Below are 26,500 nucleotides of genomic sequence, written 5' to 3' on the forward strand. Positions count from 1 at the left end.
AAGCAAGTCATGCGGCAGAGGATGTCGTCACGCCGGAGGCGTGACCTACGAGTTGGCGTGATTTTCAGATCAGGGCAGGAGTACCATGTGGCAACTTGATACGATTGATGTGACCTTTCAGGGTGTGGCGCATGCCATCGCCAGCTACATCTTGCGCGGCGGCGACGCCGTGGTGATGATCGAAACCGGCCCCGGCTCCACGGTCCGCGCCCTGGAGGCCGGGCTGGCCGGCCTGGGCTTGCGCCCGGCCGATGTGACCCATGTCCTGGTGACGCACATTCATCTGGATCATGCCGGCGCGGCGGGCTGGATGGCGCAGCACGGCGCGCCGGTTTACGTGCATCACGTCGGCGCAGCGCACGTCATTGATCCTTCCCGCTTGTGGGCCAGCGCCAGCCGCATCTACGGCGCGCAGATGGTGCCGCTGTGGGGGCAGGTCTGGCCGATCCCGCCGGCGCAGGTGCATGCGCTGCACGATGGCGATGTGATCGCCCTCGGCGCTGTGCAGATCGTGGCGCATGACACGCCCGGTCACGCCTGGCATCACATGGCCTACCAGGTCGAGGACGTGTGCTTTACCGGCGATGTGGCCGCGGCGCGCCTGCCCGGTTACCGCCACGTGCGCTTGCCCACCCCGCCGCCGGAGATTGACGTGCCGGCCTGGCATCGCTCCGTGGAGCGCCTGCGCCGCCTCGCGCTGCGTCGCCTCTACCTCACGCACTTCGGGCCAGTCACAGACGTGCCCCAGCACCTGGCCCTGGTGGATGCCAACCTGGACAAGACGGCCGCCTGGGTGCTGGCTCAACAGCAGGCCGGGCAGGAGCGTGATGCCATCGTGGCCGCCTTCGGCCCCTGGCTGGAAGAGCAGACCGCGGCCGACGACGGCGAGGCCACCGGCGCCAGTCTCTACGATTTGGTCATTCCCTCGTTCATGTCGGTGGACGGCCTGCTCCGCTACTGGCGCAAGGCCCAGGAGCTGCCGTGACCTACGTTCTGCCTGCCTGGTATCCTGCGCTGCGTCGGCCCACGATCATCGAACGCACAGGCCAACAGCGCATCAGCGTCATCGTGCCCGCGCGCAACGAGGAGGCGAACATCCGCCCGGTGCTGGAACTGGCTCTGCCCTACGCCGATGAACTGCTGGTGCTGGACGGTCACAGCCGCGATGCCACCCGCGACATCGCCGCGGCCCTGGGCGCGCGGGTCATCCTGGACAGTGGACAGGGCAAGGGCGCGGCCATTCGCCAGGGTATCCAGGAGGCCAGCGGCGATATCCTGGTCTTCATTGACGCGGATGGCTCGCACGATCCGCACGACATTCCGGCGCTGGTCAACCCGATCTGCCAGGGCCTGGCCGATCATGTTTCTGGCTCGCGCATGTTGGGCGGCAGCGATGAACTGCACGCCACGCTGCACCAGGGTATGCGTCTTCTCGGCAGTCAGGTCATCACCCTGAGCATCAACTACACGCAGAACGTGCGTCTGACCGATTGTCAGAACGGTTTTCGGGCCATCCGCCGTGACGTGGCCCTGGCGCTCGATCTGCGCGAGAACATCACCACCATCGAGCAGGAGATGGTCATCAAAACGGTGCGCCGCGGCTACCACCTGATCGAAGTGCCCACGCATGAATACGTGCGGGCGAATGGGGTTTCTAATTTTCGTGTCAAGGACGTGGCCCCGCGTTACGTAACCAGTTGGCTCTATTACCTGTTCCTCTGGCGCCCACCCCGACGCCAGGCCCGGCGGGTCGGGGCGTGAGCGTATGATCTTCAGCGTTGAGCCGCGCCGCGGGCTGGCTGTGATTCTACTCCTGTTCGTGCTGGTGGCCGGGAACTACAGCGTGACGACGCCGGCCTTCGAGGCGCCGGACGAAATCTGGCACATGGCCTTCGTTCAGCATGTCGCCAGCGGCCAGGGGCTGCCGGTTTCTGCGCCGCAGACGACGGCGCTGTGGCGCCAACAGGGGGTGCAGTCGCCGCTGTATTACCTGGCGGCCGCCGGCCTGACCGCCTGGGTGGCGACTTTCCGGGAAAGCGCCGTGGATCAGAGCGATTTTCCGACCCTCTACGCCCGCGCCAATCCACACGCCGCCATTGGCCAGCCGGACGCGGTCGCCAACCGCAACTACCTGATTCATCATGACACCGATCGGTCCGGCCCCGGCGAGGCCTGGCCCTGGCGCGGCAGCATCCTGGCGCTGCACCTCGTGCGCTTCTTTTCGATTTTGCTGGGCGCCCTGGCGATCTGGGCTACGTATCAGACCCTGGCGCTGATCGTGGGCGCGCAACCCGCCCTGCTCGGCGCCGCGCTGGTGGCCTTCATTCCCCAGTTCGTCTTCATCAGCGCCGCGGCCAGCAATGATAACGCCATCAACGCGCTCGCCGCGCTCGTGCTCTGGCGCGTGGTTCATCTGGTGGCTGCCCCTGTTGGGCAGACGACCGCTCTCCGCCTCAAGCCGTTCGTCATTCTGGGCATCCTGCTTGGCCTGGCGCTGCTCACCAAGCTCAGCAGCCTGGGCCTCGTCGCGGTGACCGGCCTGGCGCTGCTGATCGTCGCCTGGCGCCGGCGCAGCGGGCGCACGCTGATCGCCGGCGGACTGGCCCTGGCCGCGCCGGCCGTGGCGATCAGCGGCTGGTGGTTCGTGCGCAACTGGCTGCTCTATCGCGATCCGCTGGCCTGGAACATCTGGCAGGCCAACATCCTCCTGCGCGTCGCCCAGGCCGACTGGCGCACCATCCTGGGTGAGATGCAGAGCCTGGAACGCTCCTTCTGGGGTCTCTTTGGCTGGCTCAACCTGCCCTATCCGACCTGGGTGTACACAGCGCTGCGGGGTCTGGAGATCGTGATCGGCCTGGGGCTGCTGCTGGCGCTCTGGCAGGCCAGGGCGGCGCGTCGAAAGCCCTCTGCCGTCGCGCCGAACAGGCCAGCGACTTTTCTGCCCTCACTCTTACCCTCTTTCCTGCTCATGCTCTGGCTGGCGCTCTTGATCTTCTCCTGGCTGCGTTTCATGGTGATCGCGCCGGCGGCGCAGGGGCGCTACTTCTTCCCGGCCGCGCCCACCCTCGGCCTGCTGCTGCTGATGGGCCTGCGCGGTCTGCATGGCCGCCTGGGATGGCTGGTGGCAAGTGGACTCTTTCTGCTCTCCGCGCTCACCCCTTTCGCCCTCATCGCGCCTGCCTACCGCCCTCCGCCCTCGATCGGGGCGGCAAACCTGGCGGCGCTGCAGGTCAACCTGGGCACGGCTTTTGCCATCGAAGGGGTGGCCGCGACATCCGGCCAGGTGCAGCCCGGTGACGTGGCCACCGTGACGGTGCGCTGGCGGGCGCTGGCGCCGAACGCCCGTGACTATTCCATCTTCATTCACCTGGTCAGCAATGACGGCCTGACCGTCGCGCAGACCGACACCATGCCCGGCGCCGGTCTCTTGCCCACCAGTCAATGGACGCCCGGCCAGACCTATACCGAGGCTTACCAGGTACACATACCGGCCACGACTTACACGCCCGATCAGGCCCATTGGGCGGTCGGCTTGTACGATCACGCCACCGGTCAGCGGTTGCCGGTCATGCTCATGGTCCCTGGTGCGGACAGCCGCGTGGCGGCTGATAGTCTGATTTTCGGAGCGGTGGCGCTCGTTCCGCAGGCGGGCGCAGCGCCAAACGCCATGGACATCGCTTTCTTGGATCATATCACTCTGGTCGGGTACAGCCTGAGCAGCCGCCTGCTGCTTCCCGGCGATCCGCTGACCGTCACTCTCTACTGGCAGGCACGCGGCCCGGTCGCCAGTGATTACACCACCTTCGTTCATCTCCTCGGCCCCCCAGCCCCCAATCCTGGGGGGTCGTTGACGCAGGGCAGTGACTGGCAGACCTTCGGGGGGCATGATGGCGTCCCGCAGCCCGCGACCAGGGCTTGGGCTGCCGGCGACATCATCACCGACACGCATACGCTCGCCGTGTCAGCGCAGGCGCGGCCGGGCGTCTACCAACTGGAGATCGGACTCTACACCCAGCCCGATTTCGATCGTCTGAGCTTGGTGTCTGCGCCGGGCGCTGAGGGCGCCGACCGTCTCCTGCTCGGAGGACTGCGCGTAGTCAGCCGTTAGGCCAGCTCTGCCCATCCGCCCCCTGCCGCGGCGGCCGGCCGCAGCCTCACGCTGAAGGTGCTGCCCTGCCCCACGGCGCTCGCAACACTGATGCGCCCGCCGTGCCGCTCCACAATCTCCTGGCAAATAGCCAGCCCCAGGCCGCTCCCTGGCGCCTGTGTCTGCCGTGCCGCCTCACCGCGGTAAAAGCGCTCGAACAGGCGCTGCTGATCTTCCTCGCTCATCCCACAGCCCGTGTCACTGACCGTCAGAATAACCCAGGTTTGCTCAGTTTCCCGTTGCACCCAGGTGCGCATCATCACCTGACCACCGCTTGGCGTGTAATTCATCGCGTTCGCCATCAGGTTGGTCGCCACCTGCATCAGCATCTGTCGGTCCCCCAGCGCCAGCGGCAGCGCTTCGTCCAGTTCCGCGCGCAGCTGCAGGCCGCGTTCTTCCAGCAGGCCGGCCCGCTGCTCGACCAGATCTTCGACCAGGTCATTCAGATTCATCGGCCCCAACGCCAATGGTGTCTTACCCATGTCCAAGCGTGAGAGATCGAGCAGGTCCTCGATCAACTGACTCAGAACGTGAGTCTCGCGCGCGATGACCTGCAGATTGCGCTGCCAGTGCTCCTCTCGTTCCCGACTGAGCAGATTCAAATAGAGCTTGATGTTGGCCAACGGCATGCGCAGTTCGTGCGAAACATTGGAAACGAATTTGGTCTTGAGGCGGTCGAGTTCTTTCAGCCCCTCGTTTGCCGCCTGCAGCTCAGCCGTGCGTGCCGCCACCCGCTGCTCCAACTCACCGGCATAGCGCTGCACCTCTTCGTACAGTGAGGTGCGCTGAATCGCGCTCGCCGCGATGTTCGCCACCGCGGTCAGAATGCGCACATCGCCCTCACCGAACGCATGGGGCCGGCCAGCCCACAGCGCGCCAATCGCGTCCGCGTCCACCAGCAGCGGCATACAGGCCACGGCCAGCGGCGTCGCCTGCACCGCGCCCGGCAGCGGCCAGGCATGAACGCCGGCCGCGGCGAGATAGGGCTCCTGTCTCGCCATCACCGCAGCCGTAACACTGTCAGACCCCAACGCCCGTTCCCCCCCTGCGCCTTCCCAGCGTCCGCCAGCCGCCTCAACCACCAGTTCTGTGCTCACCGGATCGCGCAGCACCAGCGTGGCCCCTTCCGCGTCCACCAGCGCCATCATCTGCTCCAGGATCACGGGCAGCATCGCCGCGCGGGTCGGCGCGGCGCGTACACTCTCGCTAATCGCCAGGATGGCTTCGCGCTCCAGTGTGCGCTGTTTACTGTCGCTGATGTCCTGCACCGTGCAGTCCAGATAGAGCGGGGCGCCGGCGGCGCCGGCGTCCCCTCCGAAAATCGTCGGGGTGGCGGTGAGGGAGATCCAGATGCGACTGCCATCCGGCCGGCGCAGTTGAGCTTCCGCGCCTTCTACGCGGCCCTGCGCTGCCACCCGGTCGGCGATCTGGGCCCAGGCTGCGGGCGCGGCCAACAGGCTGGTCATAGCGGCGCGCTCTATCTCTGCTTCGTCCAGCCCGCACATCGCCAGGAAGGCCCGGTTCGCCATCAACAGGCTGCCCTGCTGGCCGAGGGTGCAGCGAAAAACGCCAATAGGTACGTTCTCGACGAGGGTTTGGTAGCGCTGCTCACTCTGCGAGAGGAGATGTTCGACGCGCTTGCGTTCGCTGATGTTGCGCAGAAAGACCAGACGACCGGTCGTGTGGCCGCGCCGGTCCTTCAACGGGGAGATGCGCAGATCGAAAAAGCGCTGATTGAGACCCGAACCCAGGGTAATCTCTTCATGCGTCTCCATCACGGTGCGATAGCGTGCGACCAGCCCAGGTTGGCCCCCCAGGAAGCGCAGCATCGGTTGGCCGATGACCTCGCGCTCCGTATGCTGCATCATGCTGAGCGCGGTGCGGTTGATGTCCACCACGCGGTCGTGCAGATCGAGGACGAGCACCCCATCAATCATGTTCTCGAGCAGCTCATCGCGTGCCACCGGCGCCAGATCCAGCAGGCGATAGCGGTAAAGGCTCAAGATCACCGCCAGGCCGGTGAGCGTCAGACTGACCGGGGTAGGATCGAGATTGGGCCAGGGGCTGAGGTTCAGAACATATATCAGGTTGGTAAGCCAGGGCAGGCCGGCAGCCATGATGATGGCCGCGGCCTGACCGCGATAGATGCTGGGAGACCGATAGACCCCGCGCCAGACCATGAGGGTGCCGACGATCAGAAAGAGGTAAGTGTAGGCGATGTAGACCCAAAACCAGACGCCGTAGGTTGGATTGACCAGCGCGAGGTCCCGACTGGTGTCCAGGCGGTAGGCGGCGTAGACGAGATGGTGCAGATCGTTTGTCCAGACCAACACCAGCGTGAGCAAAGGGATCAACGCCATGAAGGCAAAGCGGCGCGGGGTCAGCCAGGCAGAGGCGCCGGTATAGGCCAGGGTGAAGGCCAGCCAGGCCAGGGGAATGACCACGACGCCGATGAACTCAACCTTGATCCAGAAGAATTTGGCCGCCAGCCCGCTGGCAAGCAATTCGCCGATGGTCGCCAAGGACCATTCGCCAACGGCCAGCATGAGGACGGCGATGGCAGTGGCTCCGGCCGCGGGGCGGCGGCGCCAGGCCACGCGTACCAGCACCCCGGCGATGAGGGCCGAGACGAATAGGAGAGAGACGTGTAAACCCAAATCCCAGAAATTCATGACAGGCTCCCGGTCAACAGTCAGGCCATAACCCTACTGTTCAGGCGCGATGTGTCCAAGATGTGATGTCCCTGCCTGCGGGTGACCGGTGGCAGTATAGCAGATTTTTGGCAATTGGGTAAGCGGCGGCGGCCTGCCAAGCGCATTTTTATGCGCGGTGGTTCAGCGCCATGCGACGTTGTGCCGCGTCAACTCAGAAACAGGCTCATGGGGGCATGTAGGCGTGAAACAGCGCTTCCATTTGCCCGACGATCTCACCGAGCGGTGAATCTGCGCCGGGATAGTGTACATAACTGGCAAACGTGTCGAGCAGGATGATGGCGTTGATGCTGGCATCTTGCACGCCCGCGGCCAGCAGGCGATTGACGAATCCACGGTTGACCATGCGGATGTCATCGTAAACCCGGGGCAGGTTTTCCAGGCTCCAATCTGGCTGTCCGCCGCGGCGGGCAATGAAGAATTGCGCCAACAGATACATCGAGGTGACACGATAGGTGGTCTCTTGCGCGGTGGCAAAGGGCAGATGAATCGCCACCATCGGCTTGAGTTTTTCCATGACAGGACAGCCACTCGTCACCATGTAAATGCCGAGCAGCGAACTGATGCCGCGTTGCAGCGGGGTTTCCTTCACGTAGTTTCTGGCCTCACTGGAGATTTCTACGACGGCCTTGTCATAGGACGCGGCGTCCTTGAAAAAATCTACGATCTCCACCAGGTTGGCGGCGATAGGGCAGCGCGGGTGTTGCTCTGGTTTGAGGGGACAACCTGCGCATTGGTGACTGGTGAGCGCCGTCCAAGCGGGGTAGGATTCCATTGGCGTAGGGACCACACTCAAGCTGGCCCGGTCAAGTTCCACCTTGAACTCACGTTCTGCGCCGTTTCCCAAGCTGAACCGATAGCCATAGGTAATCGTCGGTTTTTCGTCGTCGAAAGAAAACATGGCTGGTCCTCAATTCAGGAGACGTGGTGAAATAATGTTCGCAATGCCCGCATTTCGCAATGCCCGCATTTCGTACTCTTCAGAAACCGCAGCATTCGGTCTCGATACGCATAATGACGCATGAGAAGGCCAAAAGACATTGTGTGCTGGCTTGAAACAAAAAACCTCCGTGGCAAAGTTGCCACGGAGGTTTGTCTGGCGAGCGGCGCTATGACGAACTGCGCCGCCTTGCGTTAGCGATGCTTACGCATGACGGGGATGAAAACTTTACTGCTCACGGTCATCGGGTAAGGCCCGATCAGGAGCTCGTCGGGCTGAGTCTGCACCCAGTACCAGTAGGGTTGCCCGCGCACGGCGGTGGTATCGTTGATCTGATACGTGCCGCCCGCGACCGGCACCATCTGCTGCGTCACGCGCACCAGGTCTGAGCCGTCGGGGTCGGTTGAGCGGTAGATGTGGTAGCCGGCGAGGGCGCCTTCGTTGATGGCGATCCAGCGGACGACGACCACATCGCCCTGCCATTGGGCCGTGAAGCTGACGATGGTGAAGCCGGTGGGCAACACGTAGCCGAAGTCGAGGCCGGTGCGGTTCTCGCCGGAGGCCAGGGTGGCGTTGAGTTGACTCGGAGAGCTCAGCACCGCGGTGGGGGAGTTGAGCGTGTTGGGCATCGTCACCGTGTAGACACCGGGGGGCAGGTTGGTGACGCTGTAGAAGCCGGTGATGGTGGTGGTGCGCGTGATGATCACACCGTTGGGGCCGTAGATCGTCACCGGCGCCCCGGCGATGCCCACGGTTTCGGCGGGATCGTGGATGCCGTTACCGTTCGAGTCGAGGTAGACCACGCCGCTGAGGGAGGCGGCGCCCAGGGCGATGATCTGATCGCCGAAGTTGGCGCTGGCGGAGCCGCCGGCGGGGACGGTGACGTTGACGCTGTTGGGCGTCGTGCTCAGGAAGCCGGCCGGGTCGGTTTCACGGACGCTGTAGCTGCCGGGGGGGACGTTGAGGAAGAGGTAGGAGCCATTACCGGCGGTGGTGGTGGTGGCGATCAGGTTGTTGCCGCCGTCATACAGGCCAACGGTGACGCCGGCCAGACCGGCCTCGCTTCCCTGTTGGCTGCCGTTGCCGTTGATGTCATTGAAGACGACGCCGCTGACCGTGCCCACCTGGCGGTCGCCGAAGTTGGCTACCGCGGCGCCGCCGGCCGGGACCGACACGGAGACGTCGTTCGGCGTAGTGCTGTTGAAGCCGGTCGGGTCGGTCTCACGCACGGTGTACGCGCCCGGGGTCACGCTACGGAAGATGTAGGAGCCGTCGCCGGCCGTGACAGTCGTAGCCACCACACTGCCCGTGCTCGGGTTGATCAGTTGGACAGTGACGCCGGGCAGGCCGGGTTCGCCGGGGTCCTGGACGCCATTGCCATTGAGGTCATCGAAGACGACGCCGGAGACCGAGGCGATGAGTTGATCGCCGAAGTCGGCGTGGCCGAGGCCACCGGCTGGCACCGTCACCGGTACGTTGTTGGACGTGGTGCTCGACCAGCCGCTGGGGTCGGTCTCGCGCACCGAGTAAGAGCCAGGCGCGACGTTGGTAAAGAGGTAGCTGCCATCGCCAGACGTGGTGGTGCTGGCAAGCAGGGCGCCGCCGCTGCTGTAGAGGCCGATAGTCACGCCGCCGAGGCCAGTTTCATGGAGGGGGGAGTCCTGGACGCCGTCGCCGTCGATGTCGTCGAAGACCGTGCCCGCCACACTGCCGGGCAGGTTGTCGCCGAAGTTGGCGCTGGCGCTGCCGCCGGAGGGCACACTGACACCCACATCGTTGGGCGTCGTGGAGGTGAAGCCGACGGGGTCGGTTTCGCGCACGATGTAGCTGCCGGGGGGGACGTTGAGGAAGAGGTAGGAGCCGTCGCCGGCCGTGGTCGTGGTAGCAACGACGAGGCCGGTGGTGGAGTCAATGAGCTGAACCGTCACCCCGCCCAGGCCATTTTCGCCGGGGTCCTGGCTGCCGTTGTTGTTGGCGTCTTGATAGACGACGCCGGACACCGAGGCAGGCAGGCGGTCGCCGAAGTCGGCGCTGGCGGCGCCACCGGGGGGGACGCTGACCGGGACGATGTTGGTGGTCGTGCTGGCATAGCCGGCCGGGTCGGTCTCACGCACGGTGTAGGGGCCGGGCGCAACGCCGCTGAAGAGGTAAGATCCGTCGCCAGCGGTGGTGGTGGTCGTTACCAGGACGCCGCCGCTGTCGTAGAGACCGACGGTGACGCCGCCGAGGCCGTTCTCGCCGGGGTCCTGGACCCCGTTGCCGTTGACATCGTTGAAGACGGTGCCTACTACGCTGCCAATCTGTTGGTCGCCGAAGTTGGCCGTGGCCGCGCCGCCCGCGGGGACGCTGACCGGCACGGTATTCGCGGTGGTTGACGTGAAGCCGCTGGGGTCCACTTCGCGCACGATGTAGGCGCCAGGGGCCACGCCGCTGAAGCTGTAGGACCCATCGGCCGCCGTGGTGGTGGTCGCCACCACCGCGCCGGTGGTCGGGTTAATCAGTTGCACGGTGACGCCGCCCAGCCCGGGTTCGCCTGGGTCTTGTACGCCGTCTCCGTCGAGATCGTTGAAGACGACGCCGGAGATCGTACCGGGGAGTTGATCGCCGAAGTCGGCGTTGGCAGAGCCGCCGGGGGGAACGCTGACCGGGACGACGTTAGCGGTGGTGCTCGACCAGCCGGCCGGGTCAGTTTCGCGGACGGTGTAGGCGCCGGGCGCGACGCCGGTGAAGAGGTAGGAGCCATCGCCGGCGGTGGTGGTGGTACCCACCAGGGTGCCGCCGCTGTTGTAGAGGGCGACGGTGACGCCGCCGAGGCCGTTCTCGCCGGGGTCCTGCACCCCGTTGCCGTTGAAGTCGTCGAAGACGGTGCCGGCCACCGTGCCTTGCAGTTGGTCCCCGAAGTTGGCGCTGGCGCTGCCGCCGGGGGCGACGCTGACAGGGACGGTGTTGGGGGTGGTGGAGGTAAAGCCGGCCGGGTCGGTCTCACGAACGAGATAGGCGCCGGGCGTGACGCCGCTGAAGGTGTAGGAGCCGTCGGGGTTGGTCGTGGTCGAGGCCACCACCAATCCGGTGATGGGATCCACCAAGTCTACGGTGACGCCGGCCAGCCCGATCTCGCCGGGGTCCTGAACGCCGTTGCCGTTGGCGTCGTTGAAGACCACGCCGGAGATGGTGCCCTGCGGTTGATCGCCGAAGTCTGCCACGCCGACGCCGCCCGCAGGTACGCTGACGGGCACGATATTGGTGGTCGTGCTGACGTAGCCGGCCGGGTCGGTCTCACGCACCGTGTACGCGCCGGGCGCGACGCTGCTGAACAGATAGGAACCGTCGGCCGCGGTAGTGGTGGTCGTCACCAGGCTGCCGCCGCTGTCGTAGAGGCCGACGGTGACGCCGGGAAGCCCGTTCTCGCCGGGGCCCTGGGTTCCATCGCCGTCGAGGTCAGCGAAGACCGTGCCTACCACCGTGGCCGGCTGCTGATCGCCGAAGTTGGCCGTTGCGGCGCCGCCGGAGGCCACGCTGACCGGCACATTGTTCGAGGTGGTGCTGGTGTAGCCGGCGGGGTCGGTCTCACGCACGATGTAGCTGCCGGGCGCGACGCCGCTGAAGCTGTAGGAGCCGTCGGGGTTGGTGGTGGTGGTGGCGACGACGGCGCCGGTGGTGGGGTTGATGAGCTGCACCGTGACGCCGGCCAGGCCGGGTTCGGAGGGGCCTTGGGCGCCATTACCGTTGTTGTCATCGAAGACGACGCCGGAGATGGTGGCGGCCGGTTGATCGCCGAAGTTGGCAGTGGCCACACCGCTGGGGGGGGCGAAGACGGGCACGCTGTTGGGGGTGGTGGAGGTGTAGCCGGGCGGGTCGGTTTCGACGACCAGGTACGGGCCGACCGGCAGGTTGGTGAAGGTGTAGACGCCTGAGGCGTTGGTGGTAGTGGTTCCCACCAGGGTGTCGTCGGGCGTGCCGAGGATGCCATCTACGCCGGGGCCGTAGATGGTGAGGGTGACGCCGTTGAGCGGCGCCTCGCCGGGGTCGGGAACGCCGTCGCCATCGAGGTCGGTGAAGACGGCGCCGGTAACGGCGCCGGTGATGGGGGTGTCCTCGAAGTCGCGGGTGGTGATGTTCTGGTTGCTGGCGAGAACGACGGTGATGTTGTCGGGGTTGCCGAAGTCGCGGTCAGCGACGCTGACATAACCGGCGGGATTGGTTTCCATCACCTGGTAGAGGCCGGGGAGCAGGTTGGTGAAGGTGTACGCGCCGGTGGCGTCAGTCGTCGTGGCTGACAGGACATCGTCGGCCGTGCCGAGGATGCCGTCCGCGCCGGCAAAGCGCAGGGTGACGGTAACACCGCTGAGCGGCGTCTCGCCTGGGTCGGCCTGGCCGTTGCCGGTGCCGACGACGACCTTGCCGCTGAGGCTGCTGGGCTGCAGCCAGTAGCCAAAGTTCTGGCTGCTGACATCGGTCTGGACGTTGGTGACCGTGCGGGAGGTGACGGTGGTCGGGTCATAACCGAGCGGCAGCGTCGTTGGGTCCGGGGTGATCGTGCAGTTACTGCCGTCGGGCACGCCGACGACGGACCAGTTGTGGCCGAGCACCAGGGCGCCGGTGGTAGCGAGGAAGGTTCCGTTGGCGCCGCAGTCTACGACGACGGAGACGCCGGTGAGCATCGGTTCGCCGACATCGAAGACGCCATCGCCGTCCTGGTCATTCCAGAGCACGCCGGAAATGGTATTGGTGGAGGCGGGGATTCCGCCGGGCTGATACTGGTAGCCAAAGTCCAGGGTGAGATCGCTGCCGCCGCCGCTGACCGTGGCCGCGCCGCGGTTGTCGCAGGTGGTGCATGCGCCGGTCTGATCGGGATCGGCCGTTTGGGCGTAGTCGGTGGGCAGGGTGGCCGTAACGATGCGCACCTCGTAGGTTGCATCGGGGAGGCCGGTGAAGAGGTAGTGACCCGACGCGTCGCTGACGGTGGTGGCGAGCAGGGTGGTTCCGCTGCTGTCGTAGAGGCTGACCGTGACATTGGCCAGACCGGGTTCACCGCTGTCCTGCAGACCGTTGCCGTTGGCGTCCACGAAGAGGGTATCACCCACGCTGCCTGGGTGGTCGCGGCCGAAGTCAATGCCGCCGACCTCAGCGCCGGCGTTGAGGGTGAGACTGACCGTCACCGGGGTGGTGGCCTGGGTGAGGGCCGGCGGGATGTCGGGGTCGCCGGTGTTATAGGTGATGGTGTAGTTGCCGGGGGGCGCGACGAACTCGTACTCTCCGGCCGCGTCGGTAGTAGTGGTCAGGCTGACCGGATTGCCGTTGAGATCGGCGCCGGTGAGGGTGACGGTAACGTTGGGCAGGGGGGTTTCGCCGGCATCGAACACGCCGTTACTGTTGGCATCGTGGAACACATGGCCGCTGACCTCGCCGGCCTCGATGAAGCCGAAGTCGGCCTGGGTGTAAGCCTGGTTGCCGCTGAGGCTGACGCCCGCGCTGCTGCCGGTGCTGGCGACCATGTAGCCGATCTGGCCGGCGTGGGGGCTGCTGACGGGGGCAGGGATCTGCTGTTCTTCGGCCTTGACCACGTAGTTGCCGGGCGGCAGGTTGTCGAACAAGTAGTAGCCGACGGCGTCGCTGAAGGCCACGGCGACGATGGGTTCGCCGGGGTCTACGGCGCCGTTGCCGTTGCTGTCGTAGTAGAGGTTGAGCACGCCGCCGACGGCCACGTATGGCTCCCCTGTGTCGGTGCCGCCGGGCGTGCCGGCCGGGCCGATCCCATCGCCGTCGTCATCGTACCAGAGGCGGTCGCCGATGCTGCCGCCCCAGTTGTAGCCAAAATCGGCATTGGTGATGGTCTGGCCGGCCGCGGTGACGGTGACATCGCGCGGGTTGGTGGCGCCGGCGGTGGTGCTCATGGCCGCACCGATGGTCGTCACCACACCGAACGTCGTCGTCACCGGGCTGGTGGGATCCACCTGAACCAGGAAGTCGTCCGGGTTGAGGCCGGAGAAGAGGTAGTTGCCGTTGGCGTCGGTGACGTCCGTCTGCAGCAGGGTGTCGCCGGCGTCAATGACGCCGTTGTTGTTGGCATCCTGGTAGAGGCGGACCGTAACCCCGGGCAAGCCGTTCTCGGTGGGATCGAGGGTTCCGTCTTCGTCGGCATCGAGCCAGACCGTATCGCCGATGGTGGCCGTGCCGGGCGGCTGCAGACCAAAGTCCGCGGTGAGGGTTCCGGCGGTGGTGGCCGTCACGGTGAGGGTGGTGGGGGTGGTGGGCACGTAGCCGGGCGGAACGGTGGAGAGGGTGACGGTGACGTTGTAGCTCGTGCCGTTGGTGAGGCCGCCGAGGGTGTAGTTGCCGAGGCTGTCGGTGACCACGCAGACGGTCGCGCCGCCGACAGTGGGCGTAGCGCAGACCTCGACGCCGGCCAGGCCAGGCTCGTTGGCGTCCTTGATCCCGTCGCCATCCACATCAGCCCAGACGAGATCGCCGATGGAGGCGCCGAGGGGGTGTCCACGTGGTTGCTGGGCGTGGGGGGCAGGATGAGATCGCCCGGCTCGAACGGTCCGGGCAGACAGGCCAGGCCCTCGTAGTCGGTCTGGCTGTACGCGGGAACGGCGATGATGGCGGTCATCTCGGCCGTGTCTGCATCCACGGTCCAGACGGTGTTGCGCTGGGCGGTGGTGGTGGAGGCGTCGCCGGTGCTGGCGAGCAGGCCGACGCCGGGCAGGAAGGAAAGGCCTTCCACATCGGTGACCGCGGTTGTGCCATCGGCCGCGTCCACGAAGCTGGCCACATCGGTGACCGCGCCGGTACTCTTGTTCAGCGTCACCAGGCGGTCGGAGAGACCCATGTTGGCGGTGGCGTCGTTGGCGATGGCGTAGAGCACGCCAGCATCGTCGAACGCGAGATCGTCCACGTCGTAGAGCGCCGTGGGCAACGTGTTCGTGTTGATGGCGATGTAGTCCACGCCGGCGCCGTAGGCGTTGGCGACGCGGGCGCCGGTGGCGGGGGCGATCTGGAACAGCACGTCCAGTAGGGTGTTGCCGTTGGTGCCGTCCTCGCGGCGGGCGACGGCGTAGAGTTTGCCGTCGGCCGGATCGAAGCTGAGGCCGTCCACATCGGGCGTGGCGATGCTGCCGAATGTGCCGGCGATGGCGCCGATCGTGCCGACGACGGTGCGCGCGCCGGTGTCCTTGTCCACGGTGACGAGCTGACCGGCCTCGACGCCGTAGAGCACCGTGCCGTCCAGGTTCCAGGTGAGGGCTTCCATGTTATTGGTGCTGGTGGCGCCGATGTCCACGAAATCGCCGGTGGTGGGGTCAATGCTGAGCAGGCGGTCGGCCGTGCTGGTGTCGGGGTTGTTGTCGGCCACGAGGTAGCATAGGTCCGGGCCGAGCCGGGTGTCCGGTTCGGAGGCGGAGATATTGGCAACGTTTTCGACGACCGTCACCGTGGCAGGATTGTTCACCGTGACCTGGAAGGTGAGGGCCGGGCTGACGATGACGCCTTCGGAGGTGGCGGTGCCGAAGTTGGCGGCGGGGGCGGGCTTGCCGGTGAAGCTGAGGCTGCCGGGCAGGCTGCCGGGGGTGACGTCGTAGATGTAGACGAAGCTGGCCGGGCTGCCGGGGGAGATGGTGACCGGGCCGGGCGGGGTGGGGCCGCTGTTGAGCACGGCGCTGGCGCCGCCGGTGGCGTTGATGGTCAGGCTGGCGGGCGGGGTGACGCCGCTGACCGTGCCGGCGGAGGAGGCGGTCATGGTGACTTTGATCTGGCCGGCGCCGCCGAGGAAGAGGGGTTCGGCGTGCAGTTCCAGGGTAGTCTGGGGGAGAGTGTTGACGGCCTGACTCCAGGAGACGGTGAGAATCGGGCGACTGCCAGTGGTGGTGTGTTCGCGGGTGCCGTATTTGACGGCTTTGTTGTTGTTGGAGCCAACGCCGATGAGCGCGAGGCCACGATTGGGCACACCGTTGTTGACCCAGTCGTTGACCTGACTGGTGATTAGGCGAGGCTCTTTTGCCCGGTGGAGGTGGGGGTGATGGCGCCGAGGGAGGCGCCGTAGTCGCTGCTGCTGAACGAGCTGGCGGCCCAGTCGCCGCTGCCGCTGCCGTCAGCATCGTTCCATGTGGCGCTCTCGGTCCAGGCGGTGAGCAGGGGGCGCACCTGGTCCGATGCCCCGTTCTGTTTGGTGGTAACGGTGGGCTTGAAGGTGGCGCTGGTGATGGTGGCGCCGGGCGGGATAGGGGCCAGGTCGAAGCGCACCAGGCTGGAGAGCTGTCTACTGTTGTTGCTCGGCGCGGTGGACATGGTGGTGGCCGCGCCATAGGAAGAGCTGGCGCTGTTTTGGTTGACGTAGGCGTCGGCGACAGCGACCAGGTCGGGGGCGCCGCTGCACGGGGAAAGGGATTCGTAGTAGTAGCCGACGGTGAGGGTGGGGCGGTTGGCGGTGGTGCCGTTTTCGCTGGTGGCATAGGCGGCGTCACCGCCGTCGGCGCCGGTGGAAAGGAGTACCAGGCCGCGGTTGGGAATGCCGTTGTTGACCCAATCGGCGACGACGGGGACAAGACTGAGGTTTTTAGCGCCGTTGCTGCTGGGGGTGAGTTTGCCCAGGAGGGTGGCGCTGTAATCGCCGGCCCCGAACGTGCCGGCGGCCCAATCGCCGGCGCCGCCGCCGTCGGCGTCGTTCCAGGTGGCGCCGGCCTCGGTCCAGGTGGTGGTCATGCGGTGGACTTCATCCACGTGATTGGTGCGGTTGGACGTGACGACGACCCTGAGGTCGGCGATGAGGATCTGGGCGCTGGCCGGAATGGCGCTGGTGTCGAAGCGCAGCAGGCTGTGCTTGAGGTTGGAAGCGTTGGCCGGCCGGGTGCCCATCCTGGTGGCGGCGCCGTAGTTGGTGGTGGCGGCGGCCAGGTTGACGTAGGTATCCTCGATGGCCGTCAGCGCCGTCGAAGCATAGCACAGGGCCGTGCCCACAGCGGCGGTGGTGACGGGGTGGTCATCGCTGTTGCTGCCGAGGTTCCAGGTGATGACGCCGGCGCTCTGCTGCCCGCCCTGGCCGGCGCTGACGAAGGTGGTCCCGGTAGGCACGGCGTCGGTGATGGTGACGTTTTGCAGGAGCACGGCGCTGGGGTAGTTAGCCGTGATCGTGTAATACAGTGTATCGCCGGGGTTGGCGTGGGCAGGGCTGACGGCCTTGGTGAGCACGCGGCCGAAGGGGAAATCCACGTCGGTGCGGTTCTGGGCCACGGCCAGGGTGACAGCGACCTGGTCCGCGGTGGAAGGCAGGTAGCCGGCCGGAATCTGCGGGTCACCGGTGTCCACGACGACGATGTAACTGCCGGGGCCGAGGGTGTCGAACAGGTAGTGTCCGGCAGCATCGGTGCTGGTGGTTGTGACGAGCTCGCCGGGATCGGGCACGCCGTCGCTGTTGGCGTCGCGGTAGAGGGTGACGGTGACGCCGGCCAGGCCCTGGTCGCTGCCATCGCAGTCCTTGTCGCCATCCGCGTCAATGCAGACGGTGTCGCCGATGGAGCCGGGGGTCTGCCCGAAGTAGCCGAAGTCGGCGTCGGTGACCGCGTTCCCCTGGGCGGTGAAGTCGGCCGGGGAGACAGCCTGGTTGCTGCTTCCGCCCCCCCCAGTGGAAGAGGCGTAGGGGTTGGCGAAGTAGGCATCCACCGCACTGCCGGGGCCGTCAGCGGCCGCGACGATGTAGCTGCGGGTGGGATCCAGGCCGGTGAAGCTGTAATTACCGCCGCCGCTGGTGGTGGTGGTGGCAATGAGCGCGTCCTGGCCAGGGTCAATGACGCCGTTGCCGTTGGTGTCTTCATAAAGGGTGACGGTGACGCCGTCGATGCCCACGTCCGCGCCGTTGAAAACGCCGTCATTGGCGACATCGTCGAAGACCTTGTCGCCGATGGAGGCGACGCCGCCGGGCTGGAAGCCGAAGTCGGCGCTAAGGTTGGTCTGGTTGGCCGTTAGTGTGACCGTGCGCGGTTCAGGCGGGGTGGTGGAGGTGTAACCGGCCGGGGCGAGCGGGTCCACGCAGAAGCTGGCGGGGGTGGTTAGCCCGCTGAACAGGTAGTTTCCGTTGGCGTCGGTGGTGGCGCTGGCGAGGGGGCCGCCGGAGGGGGGACAGGCGCCGGCATAGAGGTTGACGGTGACGCCCGACAGGCCCTCATCTTCGGGATCCTGGCTACCGTCGCCATCCCAATCGCGGAAGAGGGTGTCGCCAATCGCGCCGCCGCCGACGGCGACGCAGGCCTGCGAGCCGGTGGTGGAGGGGACGCCGTTGTGGGTGGTGGTGAAGTAGTTGCAGTAGGAACCGGCCGTGGCGCCAGAGGGCACCTGCGCGGTGAATTTCAGGACAAGCGACTGCCCGGCATTGATGGCGGAGGGCACGGTGAAGAGCGGCTGGTTGGGGTTGCCGGTGTTGACGGTGGTGGTGGCCGTGACATTGGCGCCGTTGACTGTTACGCTGTCCTTGCTGACATAAGTGAAACCGGTCGGCAGGTATTCCTGGATCGTGACGGGCGAACCGGAGGCGCCGGTTCCGTAATTGCTGATCGTGATGGTGTACTGCACTGTGCCGCCGGGCGCGACCGTCGTTGGCGAGACGCTCTTAACCTGCGACAGCATGGGGTAGGCGCCGGAGGGGGTGATTTCGGTGGCGGTGACGGGGGGGAACTGGTTGGTGGTGACGGTGACGATGTTTTCCAGGGGACCGGTGCCGGTGGCCTTGACCGTGACGGTGGCCTCGAACTTCTGCCCGCGCAGGAGGGTGCCAACGTTCCAGACCAGGGGGTTGGGACCGCTGTTCTGGGCGGGAAGGGCGCTGATGAACAGCACCCCGCTGGGGAGCTGGTCCTTGACCACGACGTTGGTGAGATCTACCGTGCCGGCGTTGTAGAACTTGACCTTGTAGGAGAAGATGTCGCCGACTTTGACCGCGGGAACGGTGGCGGGTTTGCCGACGGCCACGCAGCCGTTGAGGGTGATGATGGTTGGCTCGTAGTAGCGCCAGAGGTGGTCCTTGCCGTTATCGGAGCCGCCGGCGTCGCCGCCGAACGCGCCGGTGTTCCAGTAGGGGCAGCCGTCGGGCTGGATGAAGCCGGAAGAGACGCTGTCAATGCGCATCTTGACCCAGACGTATTCGGGAACATACTGAGTGGTTTGGCCGACGCTGAAGCGCAGCACTTTGGGGCTGGCGCCGTCGGTTTGCGAGGTGGTGGGGGCAAATCGCCGGTGGTCAAGTCAGTGCCGATGCTGCTGGCGTCTTCGGAGGTGAAGCCGAGGACGGGCTGATGAGGCCGGCCTGGTCCTTGGAGACGCGGCTGCCGGGGTAGGCGATGCGCTGCCAGGGGCCGAGCTGGTTGCTGGCGGCGCGCATGTCGGCTGCGGTTTGCGCGCTGGCGCGCCATCCGTCCCAGTCGAAATCCCAGGCGTAGCCGCTCTGGGGTCCGGCGACACCATTGGCGAGGCCCCAGGGGGCGTTGCCGCGCTGATCAGGGGTGTCTACGATGGCGATGATGGGGGCTTTCGCGCCCCAGGCCAGCAGTTGCTCGGCGTCCCATTTGTTGAGGGGGACGATGACATCACCGCTGTTGTTGGTCACGGTGTTGTCGTTCGTGCCGATATTCTGGTCGTAGCCGCCGGTGGTGGCCCAGGTGTTCCAGGCGGTATCGGGGTGGGTAGCATAGAAGATGCCGGTGTCGCCGTAGACGCCGGCGATGGTGCCGCGCATGAGGCCGCTGGCGTTGACGGTCGCCTCGGTGACGCCGTTGATGTTCGGCCCCAGGGTCAGACCGATCATCTCGGTCTTGATCTTGGCGCCGACGGGGCCGGCGCCGATGGCGATGGGCGACTGCCCCTTCATGGGGATGCGGTCATAGCCGGTGATGCCGTCGCTGACGTTGTCAACCGGCGCCAGGTAGGCGGCGTCGAGCACCGTCACGCCGGTGGGGATGTAGAAATCCAGGTAGCCGCCGACGCCGGTGGTGGTGCCGTCTTTGGGCACGCCGCGCATCACCAGGCCAAGCTCGTCGCCCACCTGCAGGAGTGGGGTTGGCGGAGTCCAGCCAACGCCGTTGATGCGGGCGTCCAACATCGTCTGCGTGTCGAGGTCGAAGTACGCGTAGACATCGCGCGTTTGCAGGTTGTGCGCGGACGCAACCGGGATCTGAGTCCCTGGCAGCGGGCTGGGCGCCAGGCTCAACAACAGGGCAACAATAACGGCGACGTAGAGCAGTCTAAATCGCCGTGTGTGCTGACGGGAAAATACAAGGGTCTTCATCGAACGCCTCCAACAAAAATAACCAATCTCGCTTTGAACATCGGGAGGCACCGGGAGAAACGTGGCCATCTGGGGCGCCCCGGGCAGGTGTGTCCTGCTGAACTCACGGTGCGCTCGGTCAACATATGCCTTTACAACAGTCCGAACAAACGTCGGCCCAAGAACAAGACGCAGACGCTCACGCCAGGTCACGCGTCCGCCCGCATTGTATCGTTATCATCGCGCCTGATGCTTACGAATCAAATGACTGTCATTACCCTGTCCTGCGTAATCAACAGTCTCGGAGGTGACGCCGTTCAGTATAGAAATACGGCTTTATCTGGGATATAGTACAATCGGCCCAAGAGACCACCTACACGCAGGCGACTGCAAGTCGCTGCAACGACTGCGAAGCCCACTTGCGTGGGCTATGCCCCAGGACTGAAATGCATCCGCCTGCCAATCCATCATTGACAGGCGTTCGCCTTTCTATTATCATACCACAGCTATCATGCTACAGCACTACCGAACAAACCAGGAGAAACGGACGAATTTCAATGGGACAATACCGCCAGCATGTCTTTGTTTGCACCTACGGCGCCTTCTGCCCCTTCGATGGAGATACCGAGCAAGTGCTCAAGCGCCTCAAGGCGCGAGTGGCCGCGGCCGGCCTGCAGAATGAGATTCGTATCAATCGCTCTGGCTGCCTCAATCAGTGCGGGCATGGCCCCAACCTGGTGATCTACCCCGACGCGGTTTGGTACGCCCATGTGCAGCCTGCCGACGTTGACGAAATCTTCGAGTCACACCTGTTGCACGGCCAGCCCGGCGCTCCCCCTGGGAGTCGCCCGGTGGCGCGCCTGCTCTACAACGCCCCGCCGGGTAATAATAAGGAGACCGCTCATTATCCGCCGGCCGTGCAGGACCTGGAAAAACAGGAAAAGGCCAACGACAAGCGCCGCGCCGCCCTTTACGCCGAGCTGCGCGCGGCGGCTGAAGCAGCCGCCACCCCTGGTGTTGCAGAGGAGCGCGACGATGCCGCTGTTTAGACGCAATCGAACGGTACTCCCGTCACTCCCCGCCAACTCGACGCGGGCAGAGGCCCCGCTGACCACAATGGGCAGTGGGGCTACCGGCGAGGCTGCGGCACTTCTGCAGATCTGCCAGATCATCACCAGCGATGATTTCGACGCGGCCTACACCTGGCTGCGTTTCGAGTTTGGGGTCAATACCTGGGGGGATGTCAAGCGCAAATACCCGGCCGGCAGCCGCGAACTGCGTTACTTGCAGCGGGTGCTCCTGTTCGTGGAAACGCTCGGCGATCTGCTGCGCCGCAATCTGCTGCCGGAAGATGCGGTGTTCCGGCTCATCGGCGAGATCGGCCTCAACACCTGGGAGGCGATCATGCCCTGGGTGGCCGATGCCCGTCGGGAGATGGACGACCCATTCCTTTACGCACACATCGAATGGCTGGCCGCCCGCTCCTTCGAATGGCAGCGCGAGGGCTAATTCCCTGTAAGGAGCATGTGTTGTGGATGGCGATGTCGTCTTGCCCAGCGATGTGTGGAGCAGCCAGCCTGCGCAAGGGGAGAAGGCGCGTTACTCAAATAGCGCCAGGTTGATCTCGGCGACGCTGTCGAAGACCCAGGTGGGGGGCGGGACGGCCTGGGCAAAGGCGGCGGCGCTGCTGACGCCGCTGAGCACGCCGATGGTGCGCAGACCCGCGGCCTGTCCACCGACGATGTCAGTCTCCACACGGTCGCCCACCATGATCGCCTGCGCCGGTATGATGCCCAGTCGCGCCAGCGCCTGCTCGAACATGGCGACCTGCGGCTTGCCCACCACCGTCGGCTCGACGCCGGTGGCGGTGCGCAGGAAGGCGACGAGAGCGCCGGCGCCCGGCAGTTCACCCTCCTCGCTCGGCAGCGTGGCGTCGCTGTTAGTCGCCACGAAGCGAGCGCCCGCGCGAATCGCCAGCGCCGCGTCCCTCAATGAAGACCAGGTGGCCTCACGATCGAGTCCCACAGCCACCCAGGCGGCCTGACGCCAGTCTGTCACCACGGTCAGGCCCGCGGCCAGCACCGGCTGGCGCAAGCCTGCTTCCCCAACGACCAGAACCGGCGCGCCCGGCGGCGCTTGCCGGCTCAGCCAGGCGGCTGTTGCCATACTGCTGGTGAAGACGGCCGCCTGCTCCACGTAGATGCCCAGGATTGCCAATTTGGCCTGAAACTGTGCTGCGGTCAGCGTGGCGTTGTTGGTCAGGAACAGAAAGGGAGTTTGGTGCGCCTGCAGATTGGCGATGAGCGCCGCGGCGCCGGGGATGGCCGCATTGCCCCGATAGATGACGCCGTCCATGTCGAAGAGCAGCGCGCCAATGCTGGCCTGGCGCAATGAGCCGGCGTCAGTGGTCGGAATCATGTTCATGCAGATCCTGCTCCACGTCCACCGCGGCCGTGGCAATGGCCCAACTGACCAGGAACCAGCCCCCGCCGGAAATCGCCAGCGCCAGCGCGATGGAGAGGGGATTGAGGGGAACGTTCCCGCGCACGATGCCGATGAGCGCCAGCAGAACCCCGGCCGCGGCAAAGCCCAACCCAACCCGCACCGGCAGACTGCGCCGCAGCCACATTGTTTTCAAATCCGTGTTCATTAGTTCTGTATGCCTAGCTTGCGACCGGCGCCGGCACGGTCGCGGCGATCTCTGCGATCACCTGCTGCGGTGTGCGGCCGCGCAGGCGCGTCTGCGGGCTAACATGCACGCGGTGCGTCAGCACGGCCGCGGCCAGGTGCTGCACATCGCTGGGAATGACATAATCGCGTCCGCGCAGCGCGGCCAGGGCCTGACTGGCGCGGGCCAGGGCCAGTGTGCCACGCGGCGAAACGCCGAGTTCCACCGACGGATGCGCGCGCGTCGCGCGGATCACCTGCACCACATAGCGACGCACGTCGGTGCTGACATGGATCGCGCGCACCGCAGACTGCAAGGCGATCACGTCGTCAATCGTGGCCACAGGCTGTAGCTGCACCAACGGCTCCGCCTGTTGATAGCGCAGCAGCATCTGCTCCTCCTCGGCTTCATCGGGATAGCCCAGGCGAATCTGCAGCACGAAGCGATCGAGCTGCGCCTCTGGCAACGGAAAGGTTCCCTCCAATTCGATGGGATTCTGCGTTGCCAACACCAGGAAGGGCCGGGGCAAGGCGTAGGTCTCTGCATCCACCGTCACCTGACGCTCCTGCATCGCCTCCAGCAGCGCGGACTGCGTGCGAGGCGTCGCGCGGTTGATCTCATCGGCCAGCAGGAGTTGACTGAACACCGGGCCTTGACGGAACTCGAATGCCTGCTCCCTTTGGTTGAAGAAGCTGATGCCGGTCACATCGCTGGGCAGCAGGTCCGGCGTAAACTGAATGCGGGCGAAGCTGCTGCTGATGCTGCGCGCCAGGGCCTTAGCCAGGGTGGTCTTGCCGATGCCCGGCACGTCCTCGATCAGCACATGGCCGTCGCTCAACAGCGCCACCAGCAGCAGCTCGATGGCCGACGCCTTACCGATGATCACCTGGCCCACATTGTGCTGCACCGCCTGGTTGAACTGTGTAAAATCCACGCTGCCTCCACCGCCTGCCAACTTGGACGGCTCCCCGCCCAGGCCGCCATTGTAGTGCATGTGAGAATCGAAGTCAACTTGCCCGCCCGGCGACGGGCAGTTCCAAATGTAGCAAACACAAAGAGGCAAGACGCCGGCCTTCTCTGGTCTTTAGACGCGTTTTCGGAGAAACCGCTGTGGTTAAAAACCAGGCTACATTTGGAACTGGTGCCGCCCGCGCCCGGCGGCCACATGGTATAATGGGCGGCATGAACGCATTCTCATCTCTTGATCCTCGTGACCGGCGCGGCCCGGTCGTCTGCATCGGTTCCGTCGTGGCCGACCTGGTGGCCCATCCGCTGCGCACCGTGCCCGCGCCCGGCCGCCAGGCGCTGGTGGATTCGATCGGCCTTTACAGCGGCGGCAGCGGCGGCAACACCGCGTCTGCCCTGGCCCGGCTGGGCGTACCGGTTGAACTGATCGCGCGCACCGGCGCGGATGCGTTGGGCGAGTTCTTGCGGCAGGAATTGGGGCGCCGCGGCATTGGCCTGGCCGGCCTGCGGCGCACGGCCGGCGCCGGCACCTCCTGCACCCTGGCGCTGGTTGACCCGGATGGCGAGCGGCGCTTCATTCACGCGGTGGGCGCCAATGCGCACCTGACCCTGGCCGATGTGGACTGGGGTCTGATCGAACGGGCGCCGATCGTGCATGTGGCCGGCGCGCTCGTCCTGCCTGGTCTGGACGGCGCGCCCCTGGCGGAGCTTCTCGCCCGCGCCCGGCAGTTGGGCGCACTCACATCGCTCGACATCATTTGGGACGACACCGGACGTTGGATGCAGATGCTCGGCCCTGCGCTGCCGTTCGTACACCTCTTCCTGCCCAATCTGGCCGAGGCGCAGGCGCTGACCGGCTGTCAGACCCCGGATGCGGCCGGTCAGGCGCTGCTGGCAGCGGGCGTGAGCGCGGTGGTCATCAAGCTGGGCGCGGCGGGCTGCCTGGTCAAGACGGCGGCCGGCCCTGCGTTGACCGTGCCGGGCTTTCCGGCCGCGGCGCTCGACGCCACCGGCGCGGGCGATGCCTTTGCCGCCGGGCTGCTCGCCGCCCTCTGGCGCGGCTGGGATTTGGCGGCTGCCGCGCGTCTGGCCAACGCGGTTGGCGCGCAGTGCGTCACATCGCTTGGCGCCACGGCCGGCATTGGCACCTGGGAGGAGACATTGGCGATGCTGGACGCGGCCGGCTAGCCAGGACTTACGCCGCGTCGAAGATCGCGCCCAGGCGCACCAGGTAAACGAAAACCCGCACATGCTCCTGCTCCCAGGCAAATTCCAGACGCTCATCCGGCAGTTGCCCGTAGACGCCGGGCCGCGCGTGGAAGACCACAAAATAACCGGTCTGTTCGCCCTCGCTGGACAGATAGCCGCACAACTGCGCCAACCCCGCTTCGAATGACACCTGACCGCGCCAGATCTTGGTTTCGATCACGTAGCGCCGGCCCCGATGCAGCACGATCACATCGAGAATGCCAGCGCCTGATGGCACCTCGGTGAATACTTCAGCGCCGACCTGGCGCGCCAGCAAATCCAGGTAGGCCGTGAGCAGATACTGCCCTGTGGCCTCCTGCGGCGTTTCACTCACCTTGAAGGCGGCGCGGCCGCGGCGCTCCACGAACTGGCGGAACTGCGACAGGACCGCGCTCATCTGCAGGACACCGTCTACCACCAGGGTGCGAAAATCGAAACCGTTCGCCAGAATATCACCCATCAGGCGCAGGCGCAGCGGCCGGAAGGCTGCCAGGAGAACGGCTGTGTAGATCGGATTGGCCACGCGGCAATTTCCGTCCGCCCCGCGGGTGATGACCCCGTGCAAATACAAGGCATGGACCAGCGGATTGTTGAGATTGAACTCATAGTCGGCGCCGAACAGCATGTTCAACACATCGTCCCGGTAGACCTGCGCGTGGCGCACCAGGCTCTCAAAATTATAGTTGGTTTCGGTTTCCAGTTGTCGCCGCGCGGCCTGCAGGTCGGCTTCGCTAATCGTACGCGTGCGATCGGGCGCTACCTCCTCGGTCAGGATGGCAGCCAGGCGATTGACAAGGAAGGGGTGGCCGCCGCTCAGCCTGTGAATTTCCTCCGCAACGCCTTCTGCAAACCCCTGGCCGGTTTCCGTCGTGAAGTCCGCCAACAACTGTAGCGCTTCGTCCGGGCTGAAACCTTCCAGGCGCAGTTGGCGGGCAATGTTGAACGGCGAGCTGCGTCCCAGGTTCAGCGTGGCGATATTCTGCAGGCCAACCAGGATTACGCTGTGCAAGGCGCGCGGTATTCGGCGGCTGAGATACATGTCTCGCCAGGCCTGCAGCAGCGGCGAGATCGCTTCGAGAGGCGTCGCGTCGAATTCGTCAATGATGAGCACCACCCTGATCTGCGGCGCCGCATCGCTGATTTGATCGAACAGATTCCACAGGGCCATGTAACTGTCAACCTGGCTCTGCGCCACCCTGGCGATTTTCGAAGAAAACGCCGAGTCGGTCACGCGTGCGCTTGACACGTGTGTCCCGTGTTTCAACCCGGCCATGATTTCCCGCTGCAAGAGCCTTCCGAATTGGGTGAGAAAATCGGGCACCGGCCAATTCTCGAAAGCCTGAAAACTCAGGAAAACGGGCACAAAGTCTGGCTGGGCTGCCAGCCGATCAACCAGACTGTAGAGCAGAGTCGTCTTGCCCATCTGCCGCGGGGCGTAGATGGTGAAATAATGGCCTGCGTCAATCTCCTCCACCAGGTGATTCACAAGCGCCGTGCGCGGCGCCACGAAATGTTGGTCGGCATTGACCGGCCCGTGTGTGTTGAAGTATCGCATCGCCCCTGATCCTCT

The 26,500-nt window shown here is 65.6% G+C and carries 15 protein-coding genes; 6 read left to right on the plus strand and 9 right to left on the minus strand.

All coding sequences use genetic code 11. The features are described from left to right. Positions 1–85 precede the first annotated feature (85 nt). From IPF85_RS00305 to IPF85_RS00315, 3 genes are read left to right on the plus strand one after another with little or no spacing between them, the layout of a single operon-like run. The gene (locus IPF85_RS00305) at positions 86–985 is read left to right on the plus strand and encodes an MBL fold metallo-hydrolase (protein ID WP_343406061.1); all 900 of its coding nucleotides are present in this window, start codon (positions 86–88) and stop codon (positions 983–985) included. Continuing rightward, entirely contained in the window at positions 982–1,761 is a 780-nt protein-coding gene (locus tag IPF85_RS00310; protein WP_343406062.1) for a glycosyltransferase family 2 protein, read from the plus strand. The genes IPF85_RS00305 and IPF85_RS00310 overlap by 4 nt, the downstream gene beginning before the upstream one ends. Before the next feature lie 4 nt (positions 1,762–1,765). Next, positions 1,766–4,108 carry a DUF2142 domain-containing protein gene (locus tag IPF85_RS00315; RefSeq protein WP_343406063.1) on the plus strand — a complete coding sequence of 781 codons (2,343 nt, stop codon included), beginning with the start codon at positions 1,766–1,768 and terminating at the stop codon, positions 4,106–4,108. Here IPF85_RS00315 and IPF85_RS00320 read toward each other — a convergent pair. From IPF85_RS00320 to IPF85_RS00340, 5 genes are all read right to left on the minus strand, one after another. Beyond that, complete coding sequence (locus IPF85_RS00320) at positions 4,105–6,819, minus strand: histidine kinase N-terminal 7TM domain-containing protein (RefSeq protein WP_343406064.1); 2,715 nt, start codon at positions 6,817–6,819, stop codon at positions 4,105–4,107. The genes IPF85_RS00315 and IPF85_RS00320 overlap by 4 nt on opposite strands. Positions 6,820–7,024: 205 nt before the next feature. Further along, positions 7,025–7,759: a hypothetical protein gene (locus IPF85_RS00325; protein ID WP_343406065.1), complete on the minus strand. Its 735-nt coding sequence runs from the start codon at positions 7,757–7,759 to the stop codon at positions 7,025–7,027. Between the two features lie 233 nt (positions 7,760–7,992). Further along, positions 7,993–14,247, minus strand: a complete 6,255-nt coding sequence (locus IPF85_RS00330; RefSeq protein ID WP_343406066.1) for an SdrD B-like domain-containing protein — start codon at positions 14,245–14,247, stop codon at positions 7,993–7,995. 1,531 nt (positions 14,248–15,778) lie between these two features. Next, entirely contained in the window at positions 15,779–18,973 is a 3,195-nt protein-coding gene (locus IPF85_RS00335) for an SdrD B-like domain-containing protein (RefSeq protein WP_343406067.1), read from the minus strand. 52 nt (positions 18,974–19,025) lie between these two features. Then, positions 19,026–20,069: a hypothetical protein gene (locus IPF85_RS00340; RefSeq protein ID WP_343406068.1), complete on the minus strand. Its 1,044-nt coding sequence runs from the start codon at positions 20,067–20,069 to the stop codon at positions 19,026–19,028. A gap of 536 nt (positions 20,070–20,605) precedes the next feature. On the opposite strand from IPF85_RS00340, the gene IPF85_RS00345 reads away from it, so the two are divergent. Beyond that, positions 20,606–21,097 carry a (2Fe-2S) ferredoxin domain-containing protein gene (locus tag IPF85_RS00345; protein WP_343406069.1) on the plus strand — a complete coding sequence of 164 codons (492 nt, stop codon included), beginning with the start codon at positions 20,606–20,608 and terminating at the stop codon, positions 21,095–21,097. Then, a complete protein-coding gene (locus IPF85_RS00350; protein WP_343406070.1) occupies positions 21,084–21,557 on the plus strand; it encodes a hypothetical protein in 474 nt (157 codons plus the stop codon). The genes IPF85_RS00345 and IPF85_RS00350 overlap by 14 nt, the downstream gene beginning before the upstream one ends. A gap of 90 nt (positions 21,558–21,647) precedes the next feature. On the opposite strand, the gene IPF85_RS00355 is transcribed toward IPF85_RS00350, so the two are convergent. Genes IPF85_RS00355 through IPF85_RS00365 form a run of 3 tightly spaced genes read right to left on the minus strand, consistent with a single transcriptional unit; the run spans position 21,648 to position 23,710 of the window. Next, positions 21,648–22,466 carry an HAD-IIA family hydrolase gene (locus IPF85_RS00355; protein ID WP_343406071.1) on the minus strand — a complete coding sequence of 273 codons (819 nt, stop codon included), beginning with the start codon at positions 22,464–22,466 and terminating at the stop codon, positions 21,648–21,650. Continuing rightward, the gene (locus IPF85_RS00360) at positions 22,450–22,686 is read right to left on the minus strand and encodes a hypothetical protein (protein WP_343406072.1); all 237 of its coding nucleotides are present in this window, start codon (positions 22,684–22,686) and stop codon (positions 22,450–22,452) included. The genes IPF85_RS00355 and IPF85_RS00360 overlap by 17 nt, the downstream gene beginning before the upstream one ends. A gap of 25 nt (positions 22,687–22,711) precedes the next feature. Further along, positions 22,712–23,710, minus strand: a complete 999-nt coding sequence (locus IPF85_RS00365; RefSeq protein WP_343406073.1) for a MoxR family ATPase — start codon at positions 23,708–23,710, stop codon at positions 22,712–22,714. 188 nt (positions 23,711–23,898) lie between these two features. Between IPF85_RS00365 and IPF85_RS00370 the strand changes: the two genes are divergently transcribed. Continuing rightward, positions 23,899–24,870 (plus strand): carbohydrate kinase family protein, encoded by a 972-nt coding sequence (locus tag IPF85_RS00370; RefSeq protein WP_343406074.1) that lies wholly within the window; start codon positions 23,899–23,901, stop codon positions 24,868–24,870. Between the two features lie 7 nt (positions 24,871–24,877). Here the strand turns inward: IPF85_RS00370 and IPF85_RS00375 are convergent, their stop codons facing one another. Next, positions 24,878–26,485, minus strand: a complete 1,608-nt coding sequence (locus IPF85_RS00375; protein ID WP_343406075.1) for an AAA-like domain-containing protein — start codon at positions 26,483–26,485, stop codon at positions 24,878–24,880. Positions 26,486–26,500 lie beyond the last annotated feature (15 nt).

It is taken from the genome of Candidatus Amarolinea dominans, assembly GCF_016704685.1.
Classification (GTDB): domain Bacteria; phylum Chloroflexota; class Anaerolineae; order SSC4; family Amarolineaceae; genus Amarolinea; species Amarolinea dominans.

Bases quoted from the DNA above. Each gene is read 5' to 3' on its own strand.
- IPF85_RS00305 (WP_343406061.1), top strand. From the start codon at position 86: ATGTGGCAACTTGATACGATTGATGTGACCTTTCAGGGTGTGGCGCAT.
- IPF85_RS00315 (WP_343406063.1), top strand. From the start codon at position 1,766: ATGATCTTCAGCGTTGAGCCGCGCCGCGGGCTGGCTGTGATTCTACTC.
- IPF85_RS00320 (WP_343406064.1), bottom strand. From the start codon at position 6,819: ATGAATTTCTGGGATTTGGGTTTACACGTCTCTCTCCTATTCGTCTCG.
- IPF85_RS00325 (WP_343406065.1), bottom strand. From the start codon at position 7,759: ATGTTTTCTTTCGACGACGAAAAACCGACGATTACCTATGGCTATCGG.
- IPF85_RS00340 (WP_343406068.1), bottom strand. From the start codon at position 20,069: ATGAAGACCCTTGTATTTTCCCGTCAGCACACACGGCGATTTAGACTG.
- IPF85_RS00345 (WP_343406069.1), top strand. From the start codon at position 20,606: ATGGGACAATACCGCCAGCATGTCTTTGTTTGCACCTACGGCGCCTTC.
- IPF85_RS00350 (WP_343406070.1), top strand. From the start codon at position 21,084: ATGCCGCTGTTTAGACGCAATCGAACGGTACTCCCGTCACTCCCCGCC.
- IPF85_RS00355 (WP_343406071.1), bottom strand. From the start codon at position 22,466: ATGATTCCGACCACTGACGCCGGCTCATTGCGCCAGGCCAGCATTGGC.
- IPF85_RS00365 (WP_343406073.1), bottom strand. From the start codon at position 23,710: ATGCACTACAATGGCGGCCTGGGCGGGGAGCCGTCCAAGTTGGCAGGC.
- IPF85_RS00370 (WP_343406074.1), top strand. From the start codon at position 23,899: ATGAACGCATTCTCATCTCTTGATCCTCGTGACCGGCGCGGCCCGGTC.
- IPF85_RS00375 (WP_343406075.1), bottom strand. From the start codon at position 26,485: ATGCGATACTTCAACACACACGGGCCGGTCAATGCCGACCAACATTTC.